A 21,470-nucleotide genomic window follows, 5' to 3' on the forward strand; every position below is an offset into this window, starting at 1 on the left:
CGCGGACGCGCGTCGAACCATCTCAGGACCACAAGGCGCTGAACAGACGAACGCTCTCGGTGAGGCGGGCAGACGAGCGCTGCTACTAATCAAGCAACACTCAGCGGGCGCACGTCCGGCACGAAGCACAGGGTTGTGCACTGGCGATCCGGCCGTCCGTGCACACTCTCGAGGCGGGCGGCAAACCGTCGTGACATCGAGACGCCGGATTCAACGACCTGCCCTGGCTAGCTCGGTCAGGTACGCGCTGTCGGCGGGATGCAGGTAATACGCCTCCGATCGGCTTCCGTCTGGCGCTTCGATCCGAACGGGCACGCCGCCTGCTCCGATGACGGCGTCGAACACCTCGGTGGGGAGCGGGGAGCCTGGATGGGAGAGCAGCCACCCTCGGACAGCCGTCGCGCAGTGACCGAACCAGTGCGAGCTCGTGGATTGTGTCATGCGGAAAGACTGCCCAGCCCACATTGCCGCAACGTGAACAGTCAGCCGAACGGGTCACAACTCCAAGCCCGACGGCTAAGTTCCACCGGGCTATGACTGCCCCGCGGAGCAGGTTTGACGAGCCGCTCGTGGTGCCGCCGGCGTGCGGCACTGCCGAGGCCTCAGGCGAAGCGCGTGTCGATACCGGAGCGACGACGCTCACCGAGATACGTCACGTTACGGAAGACGCCGTCGATGACTAGCTGGATTGTGAAGGTCAACATGGCGCTCGGACCCCCGTACCGCTTATATCATACAACACATTCCCGGGAGTTGAAGTGAGTACAGTAGCTGTGATCGGTACTGGGCGCGTGGGCACAGGGTTTGCGGAAGCCGCGCTAGCGGCAGGCCACAATGTCATTCTCGCTAACTCACGCGGCCCTGAGAGCTTGGCCGACGTCGTCTCCGCGTTGGGAGACGGGGCCCGCGCTGACACCGTCCTGGGCGCGGCGGAGAATGCAGACATGGTTCTCCTCGCCGTACCGCTCCACCGGTACGCCGACCTAGTGCAACCAACAAGTCGTAGTCAGCGAGCGATATCTGGCTGTCGTCGCGGAGCTGCCGGTTCATCTCGTAACGTAAGCGCAACTGAAGTTTCATATATGCATACCACGTTCGAGTTTGTTCATTCGTCAGGAACGCGTAGGGAGACTCCGGCGGCACACCGAGTTCGGCCGACATGTCGTGAAGACCTCCCGCTCGCGCCTGGCCGTCAGACGTCCCACGATCATTGCAGGGCCGTCCCCGCGAGCGGAAGCAGCATGGTGTGGGGCATACTTCGAGCCGTCCTACGAGGACGTTCGACCGAGTGGAGCGTGGCGTAAGCGACTGCTGAGAACGTCATGAATTAACGCTTACAACTGGACGAGGTCCCGCCCGGCGAGCGGACCTCCCGGGAACTGTTGCATGGCACCCCCGGTTGCGAGCCCACCGAGATCGACGGCCTTGAACCCTAGGCCAGAAATGAATTCCTGAACGGACTGCTTCGCCTCGGGGTCGTCACCGGAGTAGAACATCACTCGGGTGCCTCCGGCAACTGACGGGTCGCTTGCCAGTGCTCCCGGGTTGTGTGTGTTGAAGGCCTTGACCAACTTCGCCCCCGGCGTCAGGGCTGCAACTACCTCGCTCGAGGTCTTCCCGTTTAGTTCAGCGGCGCGGAACGTAGGAGGTTCGATCGGGTTCGTCGTGTCGATCAGGGTCTTGCCTGTCCAGTCCGAAACTGCGCCGACCGCCTTTGGGATTGCGCTCCACGGCACGGAAAGGACGACGATCTGCGCCTGGCTGGCCTGCTCAACCGTGCCTGCCCTGACTCCAGCCAACCGGGCGACGAGTTCCGCGAGGGTTTCAGGACCTCGGCTGTTGCTCAGCAGCACGTCGTGTCGTCCGGTCGCAGCGGCACGCGTCGCGATCGCGGTGGCGATGTTTCCGGCACCGATGATGCCAATGCTGACCTTCGGGTTGGAGTTCATGTTGAGGAACCTTGCTTCACCATTAAAGAGTTTGCTTTGACTGACGTCAGGAGCGATTTGAGGACGGTCGCCTGCACTGTTGGGTCTCGCATCGCGCTTCGGTACGTCGCCGCTGGTTTGTCCGTGAGAACACGCTCGACGGCTTCACGCACCGCATTGCCCGTTCCAACCGATAGCGCCGCCGGGTGAACGTAGGACGCCCGAGCCACGGCCGGAGTATCTCCGAGTACTTCAGCAGCAGCTTCGAAGGCGTTGAGCGCCAGAGCGCGATGACGTGGCAGCCCTTCGCTCAGAGGCGCCCCAGCGGCGACGGTCGCGGCGGCAACGGTCGCTCCCCATGTCCGGAAAACCTTCGCGGTTGCGGCTTGTCCGCTGTGGCAGTGGAGGTAGGAGTTGACGGTTGCGCTGCTGAGCGCTCGCTGAGCTGGCGGGGCACCAATGGCGAACAATCGTTCGGACGGGTCGTCGGATCGATTGAGCAGCGCTCTCACCACAGCGGCAGCATCGGCGTCTTCGACCAGGACGTCATGCTCAAGGTGTTCCTTCCCTACGAACTCGAAATTCATCACGCTTCCCGAGACGCGAACATGCCGCCGGCGGAGGGTCAAAAGTCCATAGGTGTGGTTGCTCTTGGCGTACCGCTCGTTACCGATACGGAAGAGCCCAAAGTCGAGAAGGCGCACAACGGACGCCACGACGCGGTGCAGCGTCGTGTGATTCTCGACTGGCGCGGTCAAGTGCCTCTGCACGGTTTGCCGAAGGGCCGGGAGCGCTTCGGCGAACTCAAGCATTCGTGAGAACTTGTTCTCGTCAGCTCGCGCTCGTGCTTCAAGTGAGTACCGGTACTGCGTCCGCCCCCGCGCGTCGAGACCGGTGGCCTGGACGGCAGCATCTGGGTCGCTGCTCGCCCACACGTGCGTCCACGCTGGCGGGATTGCGAGCCTACGGAGCCGTTCAAGCGTGACGTCGTCGGTGACGATCGCCCCGTTCACACCACGCCAAGTCTCGACCTGTCCGTCCAGGCGGGTCAGCCCTGCTGGCCGAAGCACCACGCTGTCCACGCCGCTCATTCCTTACTTGATCGCTTGTGCAGTTAGCTGCCTCGGCGGCTGCGCTCATGGACCGCGGCACCGTCGGGGCAGGACGAACCAATCAGATCGCCCTGCCCCTGCGAGTCAGGCCAGAGCGGCGCTGAACGACGCGGTCGCCAGCATCAGCGCGTGCTTGGATGCTTCGGTGTCGTGGACCGAGTTGACCATGACAAAGTCGTGGTGGATACCGCCGAAGCGGGCGTTGGTCGCCTTGACACCCGCCTCGCGGAGACGAGCAGCGAACGCTTCACCCTCGTCGCGAAGCACGTCGGCCTCGGCGGTGATGATGAGCGTCTCCGGCATGGTTGCGAGCTTCTCAAGCGAGGCGCGAAGCGGGGAAACCGTCGGAAGTGCGCGCTCTTCCTCGCTCGTTGTGTACTGGTCCCAGAACCACTTCATGCCGTCACGGCTGAGGAAGTACCCTTCCGCGAACTCCTCGTACGAGCCAGTGTCGAACGCGGCGTTCGTGACCGGGTAGAACGCGACGAGCTTGCGGAACACGATGTCGTCGTTGCGCTCGGCGGCGAGGAGGCAGATCGCGATCGCCATGTTGCCGCCGACGGAATCGCCGGAGATACCGAATCGGGAGACGTCGAGACCCTTGTTGGCGCCTTCTTCGACGACCCACTTCGCCGCTGCGTAGGACTGCTCGAGTGGACCCGGGTACGGCGACTCCGGGGAGCGGTCGTACTCGGGGAAGACCACCGCCGCGTTCGAGCCAATGGCGAGGTCCCGAACGAGACGGTCGTGAGTGTGCGCGTCACCGAACACCCAGCCAGCGCCGTGCACGTAGAGGATCACCGGGAGGTTGCTCGTCGTGCCAGCCGGCTTGACGATACGGATCTTCACCGTGCCAGTGGGACCGCCCGCGATCTCGAGCCATTCCTCATCAACCTCCGGCTTGAAGATCGGCGAGTCCTGGACCGAGTCGACGACCTTTCGCCCCTCCGCCGGCGGCAGCTGGTAGAGGAACGGCGGGTTCGCGGTCGCGTCGACGAACTCCTGACCTGCGGGCTCGAGAGCAATGTTCTTCGGGTTTCCGGCCATGTTGTGTACTCCTCAGAGTGGGGGGCAACAGTGATGTTTCAACCACGAACGCTTCCAGGACGATGCCGAACGCGCATCCGTTACGTGACGTATGGTGCCGTCGCTCGGTGGTCCGGCGAACCGGTCGGAGGCACTTCCCCTCTGGTCACCTCGCAGGCCTCAACTCGGTGAGCGGTCGCGACGCACCCGTTGAGAAAGAGCGTCGAGGACAGCGACATCCCAGAGGACTAACTACGTCATGCGACGGATGCTGCGGATCCGAGACGGTGTTGATCATGTGAACGTCAGCCATTCGGCGCGATCCGACTCGGTCCGATCCATACCGCACTAGGGAGGTCTGCAGGATGAATCCGCTCGACGCTCTGCGCCGTGGCACCACTCCCCTCGCCACTCCCGTTTACCCGCTCCGCGCGACCCGGTTCATCGACCGCGAGTACTTCAACATCGTCTACCGCACCGACCCGGAAGCGCTACGGCAAGTCGTGCCGGAACCGATGACGGTGACGGAGCCGCTGGTTCGGTTCGAGGTCATGAAAATGGGCGACGTCGATGGATACGGTCCGTACGTCGAGTCGGGTCAGGCTATCCAGGTGTCCGTCGACGGCGAGCACGGTGAGTACTTGCACTCGATGTACCTCAACAACTTCGCCGCGACGGTCTCGGGCCGCGAACTCAGCGCGTACCCGAAGGCACTCGGCGCCCCGCGTTTGCACGTCGAAGAGGGTGCACTCGTTGGCACCCTCGATCGCGGTTCGGAGCGAATCGCTACGGCGACGATGGCCTACAAGTGGGAGCCTCTCGCCCTGGACGAGGCAGCTGCACAGATCACAGTGCCGACCTTCATGGTCAAGCTCGTCCCGAACGTGTTCACACAGGGCCTTAGTGCAGCCGACCTCGTCCGGACTGAGATCAGCGACATCACGGTCAAGGAAGCGTGGACGGGGCCGGCCCGCCTGCAATTGTTCGAGCATGCCCTCGTACCGATGGCAGATCTACCAGTGCTCGAGGTCCTCAGTGCCTCCCACATCCTGACCGACCTCACTCTCGCACCCGTGCAATCCGTACATGATTACCTGCATGGGAGCGGGCAGTAGCGCCGAATCCGGTGGCAGGGCGTACAGCTGAATGAGCTATTTGACGACCCCCTCTACACAGACCCGCCTCGGTCCCGAACGTTGCCACGCCCGCTCCTCCGCAGATACTTTGCTCGAAGATCTACGTCATTTGACGGATCAAAAAGTGCCACTCGACAGAGCGAAAACGTTTACTGTCGACACGTGAGACATCGTGACATCCGCGCCTTAGTCGACATCGCCGATGGGGTAGTTTTTGTTGAAGGGCCAGCTTCGAATTGGGTGATCCTCGCCGGACGCGACGGTGTCTCCCTCATCGACGCAGGCTATCCCGCCGACAGTGCTTTGGTCGTTGACAGCATTCGCATCTCCGGCTATGACCCTTCCGAACTGAAACGCATCTTTATCACGCATGGACATGTGGATCACGTCGGAGGTGTCCCCGAAATTCTGAAGCGTTACCCCGAAGTCGATGTCCTCGTCGCAGCAAGCGAGATTGCGAATGTGCAAGGGCCGGACCGCGAGCAGGTCACCTTCACCGACATCGGCGGTCGTGTTGCGTCGCTCCGAGTCATCAGGTGGCTGAGCTTCGCAGTAGCGTCGGGTGGGCTTGCGCGAGTGAGGGTCCCATCCGCGCGAGCGTTCACCGCTGCCGACTTCCAAAACCGAGGGCTGCGACCGGTGTGTGCACCGGGACACACCGAAGGCTCAACCGCGTACGAGCTACTGGGCACCGAAGCTTTGGTGACCGGCGACGCCATCATCACGCACCACGCCACCCAACCATCGCGTTGGGAAGCACGGCCGCGCATGATCCCCGCCTATTTCACGAGCGACCCCGATCGGGCGTTCGTCTCAGCACAAGCACTCCCTCGTGCTCGACTGATCCTCCCCGGCCACGGACCTGCCGTCCGTCGGGTGGGCAATCAGTGGGTTCCCCTGACCAGAAAACGGTTGACCTGATGTGCGGCCCCTCAGTACCCGAACGCGAGCCGTTCGACACTCCGTGGCGAGTCGGCCTCTGATGGAGGAGTCGCTTCGCGCCCGCGCTTCGAAGGTCTTCGGGTGGCAGTTGCACCCCGCACAGGTCAACGTCATCGACGCCGTCACGGCTGGTCGGGATGCTCTCGCCGTGCTACCGACCGGGTCGGGGAAGTCAGCGATCTACCAAGTGGCAGGCCTCGCGATAAACGGCCTGATCGTCGTGGTGTCGCCGTTGGTTGCGCTACAGGAAGACCAGCTCGCCGGGTTGAAACGTCATCCCGATACGCCACCAGCGGTCATGATCAACGCCTCAATGCACGTCAGGGACATCCACGCTGCGTGGAATGACATCACTACCAGGCGCGCACGGTACGTATTCCTCGCTCCCGAGCAGCTTGCCAATGACTCGGTGGTCACCCGACTCCGAGCCGCGGGAGTGGGACTGGTAACGGTGGACGAGGCGCATTGCGTTTCCTCCTGGGGATACGACTTCCGGCCCGACTACCTCCTTCTCGGCGCAGCGATCGCGCGTCTGGGACGGCCACCGGTCCTGGCACTGACCGCGACAGGATCCGCGCCGGTCCGGCGGGAGATCCTAGAACGTCTCGGGATGCGGGAACCACTCGTGGTTGCCGCCGGTTTCGACCGGCCGGAGATCCGGCTGGAAGTGGTGCGGCACGAAGACCGCGGCACAAAGGCGGATGCCGTCGTTCGCCAGGTTGCCAACACGAACGGCGCGGGCCTCGTCTATGTCGCCACGCACGCTGAGACTGCCACCTACGCAGCAGCGCTGCGCGCTGCGGGGCGGAATGCACAGCCATACCACGCAGGCTTGCCCGACCACGAGCGCACCCGTGTCCACAAGGGCTTCCTCAACGGCGATGTCGACGTCGTCGTCGCCACGACTGCTTTCGGTATGGGCATTGACAAACCTGACGTCAGGTTCGTCATCCACGCCGACATCCCCGAGTCCGTTGACGCTTACTACCAAGAAATTGGTCGCGCTGGCCGCGACCGATCGGCTGCAGTCGCGACGTTGCATTACTTGTCCGGCGACCTCGGCATCCGACGGTTCTTCGCCTCCGGCAGCCCAAATCCGGAAGCTGTCCGTGCAGTCTTCACTGCCGTCCCACGGAGTGGGAACCTGTCGCGATCGGCCCTGGCCACCGCCGCAGGGTTGTCGGATCACGCTGCAGGCCGAGCGGCCAATCTCCTCGTCGAGGCGTCCGTCCTTCTCGATCAGGAGAGCGGGCTTGCCCATATCGCCGAGCACAATTGGAATTTAGGGGAAGCGATCCAGGCCGCCGAGCAGCGCGCTGATGAGCGTGAGCACGTCGAGCAGTCGCGCATCGACATGATGCGTCAATACGCGGAGACGCGCGCGTGCCGACGACAGTTCCTCCTTGGGTACTTCGGTGGCGAGCTGGCACACCCCTGCGGAAACTGCGACACCTGCACCGCGGGCACTGCCTACGCCGTTGGTTCCCATCCAGCAGACGGTGCCCACGACGAGGAGTGGCCTCCGGACGCTTCCGTGCGCCATCCGGTGTGGGGCGACGGCAACATCATGAGCACCGAGGACGACCGACTCACTGTCTTTTTCCCCCGTGCTGGGTACCGGACGCTTTCGCTGGTGGACGTGCGAAAGCGAAACCTCCTGACCCGTCTCGACTGACTCGTCGCTCCGCTCGGCGGGCACAACAGGCCACTGAGCGTGCGGGCCCCGACTACCCAGGCAGCGACCTGGACCACACCGAACGACGATCATTGGAAGCGCACGGTGCGCTCCCCGGGAAGGCGTCCCGGTCGCCGTTGTTCGGTAACACCGGAGCCAACTTCTCCACAAGGCGGATGCTCGAACATCACTCTCTCGTTCAGCCGCGTTCGCGTCGGACTACGACCGACCGCTACGCCGGAGGTAGTTCGGCCTCGGGGTTGTCACGGAGGGCGGCGGTGATCACAGCGCCTAGAAGCCCGGGCCATCGCGCGTCAAGTGCGTCCCGGCGGAGTTGAACGGCGTACTCGCGACCGGTCACGCGTGTACGGGTCCATCCGGCTTCGCGGAGGACCTTGAAGTGGTGAGACAGCGTTGCCTTGTGGATCTCGAGCCGGTAGTCGGTGAGGTTGCACGGGTGGTACTCGCCGTCGGACAGCCGTTCGAGGATGACCAGCCGGGCCGGGTCTCCCGCTGCTTTGAGCACCTGCACCAGGTCGAGGTCGGCGACGGCCGGCAGCGGAAACGGGTCGCGATGATCCTGCGTCGGAACGTTTGACATACGTCGAACCTACCAGGAATGATGGCCACGGTTTGATGGTTGTCAAACCATGCCGGTCAGATACGACCGCCGAACAGAGAGAAGAGAGAGCCTTGCCCACCACCATCGACCCCCAGGTCACCGACAACCGAGCTGCCATCCGCCAAGACGAGGCGCCGCTCGGCCGCATCGCCATCGTCACTGCCGACCGCGTGGAGGACGTCGAGTTCTTCTACCCCTACTACCGGTTCGTGGAAGAGGGCTACGACGTCGACGTCCTCACCCCGACCGGTGAAACCGTCACTGCATACAAGGGACTTGCACTCTCGACCGGCCTGCAGCCCATCGCGCTGGCCAATCCGTCCGACTACGACGCCGTGTTCATCCCCGGAGGACTCGCACCGGCAGAGGTGCGCACCCTGCCCGAGGCCCTCGAGTTCGTCCGCGACTTCGCAGCCTCGGGCAAAGTGATCGGCGCCGTTTGCCACGGTCCTCAGGTCCTCGCTTCCGCCGGACTCGTCGCAGGACGAAACATGACGTCATGGCGCGAGGTCGCGGACGAGGTCCGCGCCGCGGGCGGGACGTACGTCGACGCGCCGGTCGTCGAGGACGGCCAGTTCATCACCGCCCGCAAGCCGGGCGACATGCCACAGCAGATGGCTCGCGTTCTCGACCGTCTGCGTACCGCTCGTGAGGAGAACCACCATGACTGATTTGCTCACGACGCCGTTCGGCCCGGAAGCCACCGCCGCCGAAGTCCTCGCCGGAGTCGACCTACACGGTCGGCACTACGTCGTCACGGGAGGTGCCTCCGGTATCGGACTCGAGACGGTTCGTGCCCTCTCCGGAGCTGGTGCGGACGTGACAATCGGCGTCCGTGATTGCGAGCGAGCGCTGTCCGCCACTGCCGGAGCCGCAGGTACGAACGGCGGGAGCATCACGGTCCGTCCACTCGATCTCGGTGACCTCGACTCGGTGCTTCTGTTCGCCGCGGAGCAAGACGGGCCCGTGCACGGCGTCGTCGCGAACGCGGGGATCATGGCGCTACCGGAGAAGCGCACCTCAGGCGCCGGCTGGGAGATGCAGCTTGCGACGAACTACCTCGGCCACTTCGCGCTACTTCTCGGTCTGCGGGATCATCTCTTCGCCGCGGAGGGGGCTCGGGTCGTCACGGTGAGCTCGACGGCGCACCTCCGGTCGCCGTTTCACTTCGAGGACCCGAACTTCGCTGTGCGTCCGTATGACCGGTGGGGCGCCTACGCCCAGTCGAAGACGGCCGACGTGCTCCTGGCCGCCGGGATCGCGGACCGGTGGCGGGACTACGGAGTTCGTGCGAACTCCCTAATGCCGGGATGGATCACCACGCGTCTGCAGCGACACCTCGACGAGGACACCCTCCGCGCCATGGGTGCGCTGGACTCCGACGGCAACCGCATTGAGCAGGACTTCTTTAAGACCCCCGCCCAGGGCGCTGCGACGTCGGCGCTGCTCGTCGCGTCACCGCTGGTCGAGGGTGTGACCGGACGGTACTTCGAGGACAATCAGGAAGCGGAGCAGTTGGAGGACGGCGCCGGCCACGACCGCGGTGTCGCTCGGTATGCGGTGGATGCCGAGAACGCCGAACAGCTCTGGTCGCTCGGATCTGCTGCGGTTCGTTGATCGTGAGTCTCCGCCGCGGCGTCCGGCTTGCAGGACGTCGTGGCGGCGGCTCAGTCGTGCTCGCGTGGAAGTTCGCTCTGTCCATCATCGGCCCGCATCAGCGCTTCCCGTAGTTGCCCTCTTGCGGTGATGCCGAGCTTCGGGAACGCTTTGTACAGGTGGGTGCTCACCGTGCGATGCGACAGGTAGACCTGGTCGGCGATCTCGCGGTTCGTCATTCCCCGTGCCGCCAGCCGCGCGATCTGAAGCTCTTGCGGAGTCAGCAGTGAGATTGCGTCGGATCGATGACGGTGTGATGCGCTCGGTGTCGCGACGCCTGCTGCGCGCAACTCCGCCAGCACCCGGCCAACTAGTGCTCGAGCACCGGCAGCTTCGAAGGTTCGGAGGGCCTGTCCAAGTTGCTCGCGTGCATGCAGCGGCCGGCGCTGTCGACGCAACCACTCCCCGTAGAGGAGGCGGGTTCGGGCGAGTTCCAGCAGAGTGCCCGCGGCCACCCCGGAGTTGATTGCTGAGCGGAAGTGCAGCTCGGCGTCGTCCTCAGGCGCAAGCAGGGCGCGGCTCCGGCCAATCAACATGTCGAGATGCGCCGCTCCCATCACTTCTGCATCCCGGGCAGCGCTCTCGACGATCGGGGTGACCGCAACATGTGCACCAGCCCGCACCGCTGCTTCTGTGAGGTCGGCAACTGCCCACATGGCAGTCACAGGGTGGTTCGCGACATCGGCAAGTTCGGCCCACGCGCTCTGATATCGCTGCTCTGCCAGGGCGATCAGTCCGCCCGCCCACGCCTGATCCGCACTCACCAAGGCCAAGGGGGCCTCAGCGGCTCGTTCCCGGCTCCTCCCCAGGATTGCCGAAGCCCGAACAAGGTCCCCCTGCCACGCCATCACCCGTGCAGCTATGGCAGTAACTGCGGCCTCAGTGACAGGCAACGCCTGGTCCTCCACCATCCGCATCGCGCGTTCGATGTCGTCGAGAGCTGGCAACAGCCGGCCGAGCATCAGGTGCATGTTCGCACGCCCGCGGAGCGCTTGGCATTCATCGCTCTGGAATCCGGTCCGGCGAGCGCGATCGGCCGCCATGCTCCAGCTCTCGAACGCCATCGGTAGGTCTTGTAAGGACTCGGATGTTAGCGCCAGGCTCTGCAACCCGAGGGTGTCCTCCGAAAGGGCGGCTGCGAGCCGAGGCAGTTCCGGCCGAAGCTCGGCCGCTCGATGAACCGGATCGAGCAGGCCCAGTGCCATCTGCCGGTACGGGTCCCACCTGCTGGGCTCAATAGCGAGGACCTCTGCTTCCACCCGGTGCCGCGCCTCGTCGGAGGCAGGTTGCCCGTAGTAGCCGACAGCGGCAGTCCAGAGCACGGCGATCCGCTCCGCGGGGTGATCGGTGCCCTCCGCGCCCCCGAGGCGGCGTGCCAGCCCCATCAGTTCCACGCCGCTCGGCCCCGGCGTGCCTGCGGTCATGCTGAGTAGCAACTGCGTCGAGGTCAGCCCGACCACCACCTGCTCGTCGCCTGCCAGCGGAATCGCTTCCTCCACCAAGCGGGCCGACACGGCGGTCGCTCCGGCTCGACGCGCGATCTCCGCCGCAGTGGCGAGTCGCCGCACACGGTCGCCGACATTTGGGGTCAGCGTCGCCGCCCGATGAAGGGCTGCGACTGCCTCAGGTTGCGCCCCCCGTCGCCGGGCTTGTTCGGCTGCCTCCTCCAGTTCCGCTGCTACGCGTTCGTCGCGCTTGTCCGATGCCGCGGCTCGGTGCCAGGCGGCCCGAGAGAAGTCGGTACTCACCTCCGCGAGCGCGTGGTGCGCCTGTCCTCGTTCGGTCGTCGTGGCGGCCCCATACACAGCCGACCGCACCAACGGGTGCCGGAAACTGAGACGTCCACCGGAGACGGAAACCAAACCCGCACGCTCCGCGGCATCCAGCTCCGACGGTGCAAGGCCGAGAAGTTGCCCCGCCGCGAAGAGTTCGTTAACGACGGGGTCGTGTGCCGTGGCCGCGAGGAGAAGCATGCGGCGGCAGCCGAACGGAAGCGCCGAAACCGTGCCGAGGAAGTTCTGTTCGAGTCGTCGTGTCGTCGGGAGCCGGCCGAACGGCGAGAGCGCATCATCGCCTGCTGTCGTGCTCACAGAGGTCGCGAATTCCCGCAGAGCCAGCGGATTGCCCGCTGCTTCGTCCAGCACCCTCGAGCGCTGCTCGCGAGTGAGTTCGACAGGTACGGTGTCCAAAAATTCGCGCGACTCACCGACGGTGAACGGTCCCAAGTTGATTCGCGTGAGCGGAAGCCCGGTGAGCGGGTCACCAGCTAAGACTTCGCCGCTCGTTCGAGCAGCGATCAGCATCAGGATCGGCGCAGTCGTGAGCCGCCGCGCAACGAACGTGATGGCCTCGACCGTGGACGCGTCCAGCCACTGTAAGTCCTCCACAATCAGGACCACTGGCTGCTGTGAAGCAATTTCTTCAAGCAAGCCGAGCACCGCGAGGCTGATGAGCAGCCGGTCAGGCTCGGGCCCGTCCTCAAACCCAAACGCGGTTAACAGCGCTCCCCGCTGTCGCGACGGGAGCGTGTGAATTTGACCGAGCACCGGGTGTAGCAGTTCATGCAGACTCGCGAACCCGGCCGTCGTCTCACTCTGCATCCCCGTGCACCGCAGCTGACGGAACCCCGCGTCGACGGTCAACTGAACGGCTTCGGAGATCAGCGCCGACTTTCCGATACCTGCTTCGCCCTCAACGATGACGGCCTGACCGGTCGTGACGACCTGAGTGATGATGCTGCGCAGCGTGGCGAGTTCTTCCGACCGGCCGATCATCGTTCTCCTCCACCCCATGCTCGGGCAAGGCCTCATGCGAGGCAGGGAAAGCGTAGCTGGACTTCGCCGTCGCGGAATCACACGTCATGGCGAGAGGAGTAGGACCGCTGCACCATTCGATGTCGTCCTTCCTGGGGCCGCCGCTGCCAAGGATGTAGGGATGGACGCTTCCTCCGAGAAGGCGTATGTTCGTAACTATGACCGACGGTGTTGGGGTGCTGAGGGAGATCGCGTCCCTCCTTCGAGGACGCGAGATCCCCCGACTGGGCTGGCCAACGTCCGTGCTGCCACCGGAAGGCGTAGTCGTGGAAGCGATCGCTCATGGCTCCGCCGTCACGATCATCGTTACTCACGGCAAGGCACATGCGGCCGCCCGATTGGACCTCGACACACGAGAAGTCAGCATCTCGTCCGTCGGCCGGGACGCGCAGCTCCGTCGGCGCCTGCGCCGTATCGCGCTCGAGTTCGTCGCGGACCGTAACGACTACGACGAACGCTGCGGCCTCCCCACCCATCGCACTCCCCCGACGTTCGACGAGCATGACCCAAACACGTGGACGTCGATGCAGGAACTTGCCGATCTCGTTGACGGTGACTGGTACCCGCCGGAACCGCAGGAACGAAGCCCAGCGGGGTGGGCGGCGTTCTACGAGATGGCCCACCGCTTCAACGACCGATTCACGACACAGGATGCCTCGGCCACAACGCCGCATCCAACCCCACCTCAAGACGCGCGATCGTCACAAGGTCCGGCCACGCCTGACCGGCAAGAACCCGCTGCAGGGTGACATGCCCGATACCGGCATCCGCAGCGACCGCCCGAAGACTTCGCCCCGCCATCGCGTCGCGGACGTTCAACACGAACTGACGAGCGATCTCCCCGAACTGGTCCGAGGAAGGCACCTCCGGCCACGGCGCGTCCGCAAGCTCCACCGGCAATGCACGCATCGGACGACCCATACCGAAAGCGTAGAGGGCAAGGCGCAGAGCGACGAGCAACGCCATGGCTGAGCTAAGTCGTCCATACCGGCCACAGCTCCCGGCACAGGACTGGGACGCCATCGGACCATACGTCCATGACGTCGTCGCCAGAGCAGAACCTCTGGTCACGTACAACGCGAGAGAGCTGTACCCCGCAGTTACGCGCCTGACTCACTTTTCCCGCAGTGAATACGCGCCACTCGACGACGCGTCCGTGTTCGACCCGTACATGGTCAATCGATTCGTGACGCATCACCTCGCCGGCTACAATCGTGCCAGCCGGAACACCATCCGAGCCCGGCTTCGCCGCGTCTCCGAAGCGCTCCTCGGCGACGATGCGGTCGGGAAGTTCAAGGCCCTCGGGAAAGCGGACGCGGTCACGCCCTACACGGTCGCCGAACAAGCGACCCTCGAAGGCTGGTCGCGAGCGCAAACGTCCGTCGAACGGCGAACCTCAGCTGCTGCGCTACTGTCTCTCGGCTTCGGCGCCGGCCTAACCGGGGCGGAAATCATCCGGCAGCGACTCGAGCACGTTGCCGAAGTAGGCGCAGCACTGATCATTCGAGTCGCTGGCGACAACGAACGCGAGGTACCGGTACTCCACGAGTGGGACGCGGGCCTGCACGCACGGCTGCAGTTCATGGACGGCGAAGGATGGGCGTTCCGTACCGACCAGCGCGGCGGCAACATCAACCTCATCACCGACTTCGTCTCACGCACAGGACCCGAAGTACCGCTGCAGACCCGACGGATGCGAGCGACATGGCTGGTCGGACACCTTGAACGAGGCACCCCACTAAAGCTGCTGCTGCGAACCGCCGGGCTGCAATCCGCAGAAGCGCTCGACCGGGTACTGCCGTTCGTTCATGACTGACGGCCCGGGGGACTGCTGCAGGTTCGGTTGACTCCTGAGAGGTAGGGGCATTGGCTCCTGCTGAAAGGATGTGCGCCATGGTGAAGGCGTATCCGGAAGAGTTCCGCCGTGACGTGATCGCGGTCGCCCGGAAGGGCGAGACGTCAGTGCGGCAGGTCGCGAAGGACTTCGGTGTCTCCGAGTCCTGCCTGGCCCGCTGGCTGCGCTTGGCGGACCGTGACGACGGCATCGGGGTCGCAGGGCGCCGTCGCTGAATGCAGCAACACCGCGCAGACGCAACGTCGAGCGCTCGAAACAGTTGACCGGAGCAATTCCGGGTGGATGTGGCAGTCGTCACTTCGTGACATCTCGGTGAGCCGGCTGATCGCCGATCAACTCAATCTGCCCGGGAGCTATCGGCGCGAGGATCCCTCTGGTGCTCCCCCGTTCAGCTCAATGGGACGCTAGCTGGCTCCCCGCGAGAACCCGGGGTAGTTACGAGCAGGAGCCGTTCCTCCGCTCCGCCGAAGGTTCGGCTGCAGCCGTGAGGCGCGATGGTCGAGCAGTTGAAGTACCGCCTCGGGCTTGCGACACGCCCGGGATGAACAGACGCAAAAGTGGACTTCCTAGAGGAGTCAGGCGGGGAAGCGCCGCGGACGTTTGATCCGTGATCAGGGGTTTTCCCACGAGAGGGTGCGCATCCCAGACCGCTCCTCGGCGCGATCTGACACTCCAGATCCCGGCCGGGAGATAAGGCCGCGCATAGCCCTGGCATGACCGAACGAAACCACACCACCCCTTCCGCTCCCGCAGCTCCTGTAGCACACTTTGTTCCTACTAATGACCACGACTCGCCGAGTGTAGGGGAGGCGCTGATGCAGTACCGCCCCTCCACCGTCGTGCCGCGTGACTGGGACCGTGTGAAGGACTTCGCACGCCAGGCGGTACTCGACTCCGGCCCGTCGAACGCGACCGTCGGCCTCCGCATGCTTTCCGTCGTCACCCACTACATCCTGTGGGCCGTCAACGAAGAGCGCGCCCCTCTCAACCGGACCGAACTGTTCCACCCGACGCTGCTCGGCCGCTACATCCGCATGCGGTCCCCGAACAAGCAGGCGAGCCTGCACAAGACGCTGCACTCGCTGCTGTTCCGAGTCGCCAGTGCCGTCGCTGACGTCGACCACAACCGGAAGAATCGCGGACGCATCAGCCACGGAGTCGTCCCCTACACGGCGGCAGAATTGGCCGAAATCGAAAGCTGGGCCACCGCACGCAAAAACGCAGTGCACCGCCGCTATGCGAAGACGTTCCTCGCCCTCGCCGGCGGTGCCGGCCTGCAGTCCGTCGAATGCGCACACGTTCGCGGCCGCGATATCGTCCGCACCGCAACCGGCTACAGCGTCCGCGTCACGGGTCGATACCCGCGCATCGTCCCAATCCAGACCGAGTGGGCAACGTACATCGACGACGTCATCGACTCATTCGAAGCCGACAGGCACGTCCTTTTCCCCAGCGTGGCTGACGACACTCGACCTCGCACACTGACGTGGTTCTGCGTCGGCGAGCACCCCGCCCCGTTCGCGCAGCGACTCCGCGACACGTGGGTGCTCAGCCAGCTGCCGGTACTCCCTCTCGGCGTGCTCATGCAGGCCGCCGGCATGCCCGATATTCAGACGCTCCGCCGCTACCTGCCGCGCGTCGCACCGGCCGACTTGACCGACTGGGACGCGGTACTCCGCCAGCCGTCGGCTCACATGCGTCCCACGGCACTTGACCGCGAGCGGGCCACCTCACACCGGAAGCTGCGTCGTGACATCGAGGGGCAGAACCGACCACTGGCTCCGCACGACCTCGCGAACACTGCACTGCGCCGTGCAGACGTCGCGCTCCACCTGGACCAGACCGCCGTGCCAGCCGGAAGCGCGCAGTCATCCGTGCCCAGGACGGCGGAGCACGTCCACACGGAACGCTGCAGTATCGCAGCGCTGGAGGCGGATTGGATGCCAAAGCGATTCCGCGCCGAGGTTCCGCGAAACAAGCGACGTTCAGCGTCGCGTTACATGCCGGCCGCCGCCCCGGACTCCGCAACGTTCACAGAGCTCCGGGAGCAGCTGCAGGAGCGCCGCGACAAGCAGGATGGCGGTGACGCCCGATGACGATGGAATCGCTGTCCTGGGACGACACTGTCGCCCTTACCCTCGAGGTGCTCGCAGCCTCGACCGACGGTGGCCTCACCGACCGGGAAATTGCCGCCGGCGCGGGCTCCATGACGCCCATCGACGCGGACCTTGCACAGACATGGCTGAACCGCCTACTGCAGTCGCGCGTCCTGCCGGCCCTCGTCGGATGGCGACGGTTCGACCGGGCGGTGGCGGGGAAACGTGCCGGCGGGCCGCAGCCCGACATCTCCGACGCCGTCATCCTCACCGTCGCGCTCATCCTCGTCATGGAGGAGTCGACCGTCCGTGTCCGCGACATGGAACGGGCGCTGGAACACCGTCTCACCCCCGAGGCACGTGAGGTACTCGGCATCGCCCACCTCTACGACAACCCGTTCAAGAACTGGTACTTCCTCGCCCACCGCGCCATCCACCGCGTCATCGCGACGTTCGACCCGTACGTGGCAAACGACGGGTTCCAGCGAACCAAATGGAAGGCGATGACGTTGGAAGAGCGTCAGGCGTGGGAAGCGAACCTCGACGAAGCGTTCGTTGCGCGGATGCGCGCCCGGGGAGAGTGGTTCATGAACGCTCTCGTCGAGATGTCGATTCGGCAGCAGGCGCCGGAGTTCCGACGCAGGAAGACAGCGTTCACCATCGACCAGAGCCAGGTGACCGCCGGGGTGCACCAAGCACGGTGGAAGCGGGACAAGGACGGGAACGAAGTGCCGATGCGGAACAAGCTCGACACGACCACTGACAAGGCCGAAGGACGGCGGGTGCTCGCGCTCGAGGCCGACTGGGCGCCGAAGAAGAAGGGCGCGAAGAAACGCAACGCCGACGACGAGAAGCGTGTATCCCGCGTCAAGTGGGAACTGTCCTACATGGCGAACATCATCATCGACGTCATCGAGGACCCCGACCTCGACAAGAAGCTGCAGGCACCACAGCTCATCCGCGCCATCAGCCTCGGCACCCCAAACAAGCGCATCGGCGACCACGCAATCGACCTGCTCGACTCCCTACAAGCGCGCGGGTACGAACTGACCCGATTCTCCTTCGACCGCGGGTACTCGCAGCTCAAAGACGCCTTCCACGAAGAACTCGTACGTCGACGCATCCCCGTGGTCAAGGACTATGTCGACCGGCAGAAGGGAATCACCAATGGGGCGCTCGGCGGCGCAATCATGGTCGAGGGACGCTACGTCTGCCCGTCCACTCCGTTCGACCTGCTCGAGGTAACTAAACGATGGGAAGCCGGTCAGTTGACCGATGCGGAGTACTGGAAAGAACTCGAGAAGCTCGAGCGCTACGAGCTCAGCGTGCACGAGAAGAAGCCCGACGGCACGCTCCGGCTCAGCTGCCCCGCTTCCGGTATCTCACCAACGGCGTCCTGCCCGCTGCGGAAGCTTCACCCGAAAGCTGTGCCGGACGATGAAGCAGACCGTGTCCGTATTCAGCGGGCAAACATCAGCGACCGGCAGAAGGACTACCGGGTGTGCTGCCAGACAAGCGTCACCGTGAAGCCCACCGAGCACGTGCAGCAGCGGCAGATGCTCCGCCACAACGGCCGCCAGTGGTTCAAGACCTACCGCTCCGACCGCAGCAGCAGCGAATCCACCAACGACTTGCTGCAACGCGACCACAAGCTCCACGTCACCACGAACCGCCCGATGCGTGGACTCGCCGCCCAACAGCTCGCACTCGCACTCCTCGCCGTCCGGTCCAACATGACGCGCATCATCAACTTCGAGAACGCGCTCCGAGAGCAGCAGCTGCGAGCAGCAGCCGGACGGGCACCCCAGCCGAGGAAGAAGGAAGGCGAGTACCTGCAGCGGTCCCGAGACCGTCGCGGCGAAACCCGTTACCTCCGAAACCCGCCGCCCCGCGAACTCGTGCCCTACGAGGAGCCCGCGCTGCCGGAACCCCCGGCCTGACCCGGACAAACAGAAGAGCCCCCGGCATCTGCCGGGGGCTCTTCTGTTGGGTGAGACTTGCAAACGCTGATACCTCAGACTTGCAAATGACCCTGTGGCGGTACCGGTGGGATTTGAACCCACGGTGGAGTTGCCCCCACACATGTTTTCGAGACATGATCCTTCGGCCGCTCGGACACGGTACCGGGGAAGAGTTTACACGATCCGGGAGGCCCCCGGCGACACCCAGCACGCCTCCCCTCCACGGGCGCGCACCTCCGGCGCCTCGTCCCCAGACCGTCACGACCGTGACCTCGACCCGAGGGTCCGCGCGTACCGTCTCCGGCATGAGAACGCGCACCCTCGTCGCCCTGCTGTCCTCCCTCGCCGGCGCCGCCGTGGTCAGCGGAGCAGCGGGCTTCGGCGCACGAGCGGGGATCCGGGGACAGCGGGCCGCGTCGCAGCGTGTGGTCGACATGCTCCCGGTGCACGCCGACTGGTGGCGCGAACGGCTCCACCACGAGGGTCAGTTGACGTACCTGGCGATCGGGGACTCGGCGGCACAGGGCGTCGGTGCGACGACTCCCGGCCGTGGGTACGTGGGGCTCCTCAGCCGTCGGATCCGGCATCGGTCACGGATGACCGTGCGCGTCGTGAACCTCAGCGTGTCGGGAGCCACGACGTGGGGTGCGAAGAAGGACCAGCTCCCGAAGCTCCGGCACTTCACCCCCGACGTCTGCACGGTCTCGATCGGCGCGAACGACATCGCCGACTTCCACCCGGACAAGTTCGAGCGGAACATCCGCGCGATCTACGGCGCCGTCCCGTCGCACGCGATCGTCGCCGAGTTGCCGTGCATGTTCGTGCCCGACCGCGAGCGCAAGGTGGCCGTCGCGAACGAGATCGTGCACCGGGTGGCCGACGAACTCGGTCTGACCGTGGCGCCGCTGCACGCGATCACGAAACGGGTCGGGATCCGTCGGACGTTCTTCAACTCCTACGGCGATCTGTTCCACCCGAACGACCGTGGGTACGAGATCTGGGCGAGCGCGTTCGAGCCCGCCGTCGACGCCCGGGTCGACACCGTCGCGGCCATCCGGCGGTACCTGTCCGCGCGGGAAGCCGAAGACCTCGGCCGCCAGGCCGGTGACGTCGCCCATGCCCGCGCCGAGCAGGACACCGACGGCGCCGAAGCACTCGACACGGCGAACCGTCCGAGCTCGCTCGACCGCCTGCGACAGCGCGTCACCGGGTCGCTCCCGCTGCCCGGCCGGACCGATGGCAACGAGCCGACCGATGTCGGCGGAGCGGCCTAACCTCGTCGCATGGCCCGCCCCCAGTCGTCCTACCGCTGCACCGAGTGCGGCTGGAACAGCATCAAGTGGGTCGGCCGCTGCGGCGAGTGCCAGTCGTGGGGAACGGTGGAGGACGCATCTGCCGCGACGGCGAGCACACGCGGCACCACGTCGATCGCCGTCACCGGCAACCGCATCGCCCGACCGATCACCGAAGCCCGCAGCGGCTCCTTCCAGCGCTGGCAGACCGGCATCGGTGAATTCGACCGGGTCCTCGGCGGCGGCATCGTCCCGGGCGCGGCCGTCCTGCTGAGCGGTGAGCCCGGCGTCGGCAAGTCCACCCTGTTGCTCGAGGTCGCCTCACGCGCGGCTGCGATGGGCAAGCGCGTCCTCTACGTCAGTGCTGAAGAGTCGGTCGACCAGGTCCGGCTTCGTGCCGAGCGCACCGGCACCATGCACGACGACCTGTTCCTGGCGAGCGAGGTCGACCTCGGCGTGATCCTCGGGCAGATCGAGCAGGTGCAACCGGACCTCCTCATCGCCGACTCCGTGCAGACCATCTCGTCCGCCTCCGTCGACGGCATCGCGGGCGGCACGTCCCAGGTCCGCGAAGTCGCCTCGACGCTGATCCGTGTGGCCAAGCAGAAGGCGCTCCCGGTCCTCATCGTCGGACACGTCACGAAGGACGGCACGATCGCCGGCCCCCGACTGCTCGAACACCTGGTCGACGTGGTCTGCCACTTCGAGGGCGATCGACAGACCGCGCTGCGCTTCGTCCGAGCGCTGAAGAACCGGTTCGGCCCCACCGACGAAGTGGGGTGCTTCGACATGGCCGGCGATGGCATCCACGAGGTCCCGGACCCCAGCGGCCTGTTCATGTCCCGCAACGGCGCCCCGGTGTCCGGCACGTGCATCACCGTGGCGATGGAAGGCCGACGCGCCCTCCCGGTCGAGATCCAGGCGCTCGTCGTCCCGAGTTCCGCGCCGCAGCCACGTCGGGTCGTGAACGGTGTCGACGCGTCCCGGGTGGCGATGCTCCTCGCGGTGTTGGAACGCCGCGCCGGCATCAAGCTGTCGGACGCCGACGTCTACGTGTCGACGGTCGGTGGCATGAAGCTCACCGAGCCGGGCGCCGACCTGGCGATCGTGCTCGCCCTGGCGAGTGCCGCTCGGGACCGCCCGTATCCGCACACCCTCGCCGCGATCGGGGAGATCAGCCTGGCCGGCGAGATCCGCGCGGCGACCGGGGCGAAGCAGCGCGCGAACGAGGCCGGACGTCTGGGCTTCACGACCGTCCTGGGGGCTGACGCCGAGCACCTGCGCGAAGCCCTGCGGGTCGCGTTCTCGATGACGAAGTCACCGCGAGAGCGCGAGCTCGACGCCGCGTTCTGAGAT

Annotated in this window: 17 protein-coding genes, 1 tRNA gene and 1 pseudogene; 12 read left to right on the forward strand and 7 right to left on the reverse strand. The window is 65.4% G+C overall.

Annotation, left to right across the window (positions count from 1 at the left end; all coding sequences use genetic code 11):
• Positions 1 to 791: 791 nt before the first annotated feature.
• Positions 792 to 1,304 (forward strand): NAD(P)-binding domain-containing protein, encoded by a 513-nt coding sequence (locus DEI89_RS18330; RefSeq protein ID WP_181421637.1) that lies wholly within the window; start codon positions 792 to 794, stop codon positions 1,302 to 1,304.
• Between the two features lie 30 nt (positions 1,305 to 1,334).
• On the opposite strand, the gene DEI89_RS12680 is transcribed toward DEI89_RS18330, so the two are convergent.
• From DEI89_RS12680 to DEI89_RS12690, 3 genes are all read right to left on the reverse strand, one after another.
• The gene (locus DEI89_RS12680; RefSeq protein WP_110904421.1) at positions 1,335 to 1,949 is read right to left on the reverse strand and encodes an NADPH-dependent F420 reductase; all 615 of its coding nucleotides are present in this window, start codon (positions 1,947 to 1,949) and stop codon (positions 1,335 to 1,337) included.
• A complete protein-coding gene (locus tag DEI89_RS12685; protein WP_181421638.1) occupies positions 1,946 to 3,010 on the reverse strand; it encodes a DNA topoisomerase IB in 1,065 nt (354 codons plus the stop codon). The genes DEI89_RS12680 and DEI89_RS12685 overlap by 4 nt, the downstream gene beginning before the upstream one ends.
• 114 nt (positions 3,011 to 3,124) lie before the next feature.
• The gene (locus DEI89_RS12690) at positions 3,125 to 4,087 is read right to left on the reverse strand and encodes an alpha/beta hydrolase (protein WP_110904423.1); all 963 of its coding nucleotides are present in this window, start codon (positions 4,085 to 4,087) and stop codon (positions 3,125 to 3,127) included.
• A gap of 344 nt (positions 4,088 to 4,431) precedes the next feature.
• Between DEI89_RS12690 and DEI89_RS12695 the strand changes: the two genes are divergently transcribed.
• The 3 genes from DEI89_RS12695 to DEI89_RS12705 all read left to right on the forward strand — a co-directional run bounded on the left by DEI89_RS12695 (position 4,432) and on the right by DEI89_RS12705 (position 7,819).
• A complete protein-coding gene (locus DEI89_RS12695) occupies positions 4,432 to 5,181 on the forward strand; it encodes an acetoacetate decarboxylase (protein WP_110904424.1) in 750 nt (249 codons plus the stop codon).
• Between the two features lie 183 nt (positions 5,182 to 5,364).
• Entirely contained in the window at positions 5,365 to 6,123 is a 759-nt protein-coding gene (locus tag DEI89_RS12700; protein WP_181421639.1) for an MBL fold metallo-hydrolase, read from the forward strand.
• Positions 6,124 to 6,184: 61 nt separating this feature from the next.
• On the forward strand, positions 6,185 to 7,819 hold the full coding sequence (locus tag DEI89_RS12705; RefSeq protein ID WP_110904426.1) for an ATP-dependent DNA helicase RecQ: 1,635 nt from the start codon (positions 6,185 to 6,187) through the stop codon (positions 7,817 to 7,819).
• A 232-nt stretch (positions 7,820 to 8,051) separates the two neighbouring features.
• Here the strand turns inward: DEI89_RS12705 and DEI89_RS12710 are convergent, their stop codons facing one another.
• A complete protein-coding gene (locus tag DEI89_RS12710) occupies positions 8,052 to 8,420 on the reverse strand; it encodes a helix-turn-helix transcriptional regulator (RefSeq protein WP_110904427.1) in 369 nt (122 codons plus the stop codon).
• A gap of 92 nt (positions 8,421 to 8,512) precedes the next feature.
• Here DEI89_RS12710 and DEI89_RS12715 point away from each other — a divergent pair, with 92 nt between their 5' ends.
• Both DEI89_RS12715 and DEI89_RS12720 read left to right on the forward strand, forming a co-directional pair.
• Positions 8,513 to 9,112, forward strand: a complete 600-nt coding sequence (locus DEI89_RS12715; protein ID WP_181421640.1) for a type 1 glutamine amidotransferase domain-containing protein — start codon at positions 8,513 to 8,515, stop codon at positions 9,110 to 9,112.
• A complete protein-coding gene (locus DEI89_RS12720) occupies positions 9,105 to 10,058 on the forward strand; it encodes an SDR family NAD(P)-dependent oxidoreductase (RefSeq protein WP_110904429.1) in 954 nt (317 codons plus the stop codon). The genes DEI89_RS12715 and DEI89_RS12720 overlap by 8 nt, the downstream gene beginning before the upstream one ends.
• 50 nt (positions 10,059 to 10,108) lie before the next feature.
• Here DEI89_RS12720 and DEI89_RS12725 read toward each other — a convergent pair whose 3' ends face one another.
• Together DEI89_RS12725 and DEI89_RS12730 are read right to left on the reverse strand one after the other, a co-directional pair.
• The gene (locus DEI89_RS12725; protein ID WP_110904430.1) at positions 10,109 to 12,871 is read right to left on the reverse strand and encodes a helix-turn-helix transcriptional regulator; all 2,763 of its coding nucleotides are present in this window, start codon (positions 12,869 to 12,871) and stop codon (positions 10,109 to 10,111) included.
• A 678-nt stretch (positions 12,872 to 13,549) separates the two neighbouring features.
• Positions 13,550 to 13,876 (reverse strand): hypothetical protein, encoded by a 327-nt coding sequence (locus tag DEI89_RS12730; protein WP_110904431.1) that lies wholly within the window; start codon positions 13,874 to 13,876, stop codon positions 13,550 to 13,552.
• A 190-nt stretch (positions 13,877 to 14,066) separates the two neighbouring features.
• On the opposite strand from DEI89_RS12730, the gene DEI89_RS12735 reads away from it, so the two are divergent.
• The 4 genes and pseudogenes from DEI89_RS12735 (at position 14,067) to DEI89_RS12750 (ending at position 18,801) form a co-directional block, all read left to right on the forward strand.
• Entirely contained in the window at positions 14,067 to 14,726 is a 660-nt protein-coding gene (locus DEI89_RS12735; RefSeq protein ID WP_110904432.1) for a hypothetical protein, read from the forward strand.
• Between the two features lie 77 nt (positions 14,727 to 14,803).
• Positions 14,804 to 14,959 (forward strand): annotated as a pseudogene (locus tag DEI89_RS17765) (transposase); the annotation flags it as partial.
• A 621-nt stretch (positions 14,960 to 15,580) separates the two neighbouring features.
• On the forward strand, positions 15,581 to 16,861 hold the full coding sequence (locus DEI89_RS12745; protein WP_110904433.1) for a hypothetical protein: 1,281 nt from the start codon (positions 15,581 to 15,583) through the stop codon (positions 16,859 to 16,861).
• The gene (locus DEI89_RS12750) at positions 16,858 to 18,801 is read left to right on the forward strand and encodes a hypothetical protein (protein WP_146236787.1); all 1,944 of its coding nucleotides are present in this window, start codon (positions 16,858 to 16,860) and stop codon (positions 18,799 to 18,801) included. Before DEI89_RS12745 ends, DEI89_RS12750 begins: the two co-directional genes overlap by 4 nt.
• A 95-nt stretch (positions 18,802 to 18,896) precedes the next feature.
• Here the strand turns inward: DEI89_RS12750 and DEI89_RS12755 are convergent.
• Positions 18,897 to 18,986 (reverse strand) — tRNA-Ser (locus DEI89_RS12755).
• A 141-nt stretch (positions 18,987 to 19,127) separates the two neighbouring features.
• On the opposite strand from DEI89_RS12755, the gene DEI89_RS12760 reads away from it, so the two are divergent.
• Together DEI89_RS12760 and radA are read left to right on the forward strand one after the other, a co-directional pair.
• Positions 19,128 to 20,096, forward strand: a complete 969-nt coding sequence (locus tag DEI89_RS12760) for an SGNH/GDSL hydrolase family protein (RefSeq protein ID WP_110904435.1) — start codon at positions 19,128 to 19,130, stop codon at positions 20,094 to 20,096.
• A 9-nt stretch (positions 20,097 to 20,105) separates the two neighbouring features.
• Positions 20,106 to 21,467: a DNA repair protein RadA gene (gene radA, locus DEI89_RS12765; RefSeq protein ID WP_110904436.1), complete on the forward strand. Its 1,362-nt coding sequence runs from the start codon at positions 20,106 to 20,108 to the stop codon at positions 21,465 to 21,467.
• The last annotated feature ends 3 nt before the right edge of the window (positions 21,468 to 21,470 follow it).

This window comes from Curtobacterium sp. MCBD17_030, assembly GCF_003224255.1.
Classification (GTDB): domain Bacteria; phylum Actinomycetota; class Actinomycetes; order Actinomycetales; family Microbacteriaceae; genus Curtobacterium.

Excerpts from the sequence above, each read along its gene's own strand:
- DEI89_RS12680 (WP_110904421.1), bottom strand. The coding sequence starts at position 1,949 with ATGAACTCCAACCCGAAGGTCAGCATTGGCATCATCGGTGCCGGAAAC.
- DEI89_RS12690 (WP_110904423.1), bottom strand. The coding sequence starts at position 4,087 with ATGGCCGGAAACCCGAAGAACATTGCTCTCGAGCCCGCAGGTCAGGAG.
- DEI89_RS12695 (WP_110904424.1), top strand. The coding sequence starts at position 4,432 with ATGAATCCGCTCGACGCTCTGCGCCGTGGCACCACTCCCCTCGCCACT.
- DEI89_RS12705 (WP_110904426.1), top strand. The coding sequence starts at position 6,185 with ATGGAGGAGTCGCTTCGCGCCCGCGCTTCGAAGGTCTTCGGGTGGCAG.
- DEI89_RS12710 (WP_110904427.1), bottom strand. The coding sequence starts at position 8,420 with ATGTCAAACGTTCCGACGCAGGATCATCGCGACCCGTTTCCGCTGCCG.
- DEI89_RS12720 (WP_110904429.1), top strand. The coding sequence starts at position 9,105 with ATGACTGATTTGCTCACGACGCCGTTCGGCCCGGAAGCCACCGCCGCC.
- DEI89_RS12725 (WP_110904430.1), bottom strand. The coding sequence starts at position 12,871 with ATGATCGGCCGGTCGGAAGAACTCGCCACGCTGCGCAGCATCATCACT.
- DEI89_RS12730 (WP_110904431.1), bottom strand. The coding sequence starts at position 13,876 with ATGGCGTTGCTCGTCGCTCTGCGCCTTGCCCTCTACGCTTTCGGTATG.
- DEI89_RS12745 (WP_110904433.1), top strand. The coding sequence starts at position 15,581 with ATGCAGTACCGCCCCTCCACCGTCGTGCCGCGTGACTGGGACCGTGTG.
- DEI89_RS12750 (WP_146236787.1), top strand. The coding sequence starts at position 16,858 with ATGACGATGGAATCGCTGTCCTGGGACGACACTGTCGCCCTTACCCTC.
- DEI89_RS12760 (WP_110904435.1), top strand. The coding sequence starts at position 19,128 with ATGAGAACGCGCACCCTCGTCGCCCTGCTGTCCTCCCTCGCCGGCGCC.
- radA (WP_110904436.1), top strand. The coding sequence starts at position 20,106 with ATGGCCCGCCCCCAGTCGTCCTACCGCTGCACCGAGTGCGGCTGGAAC.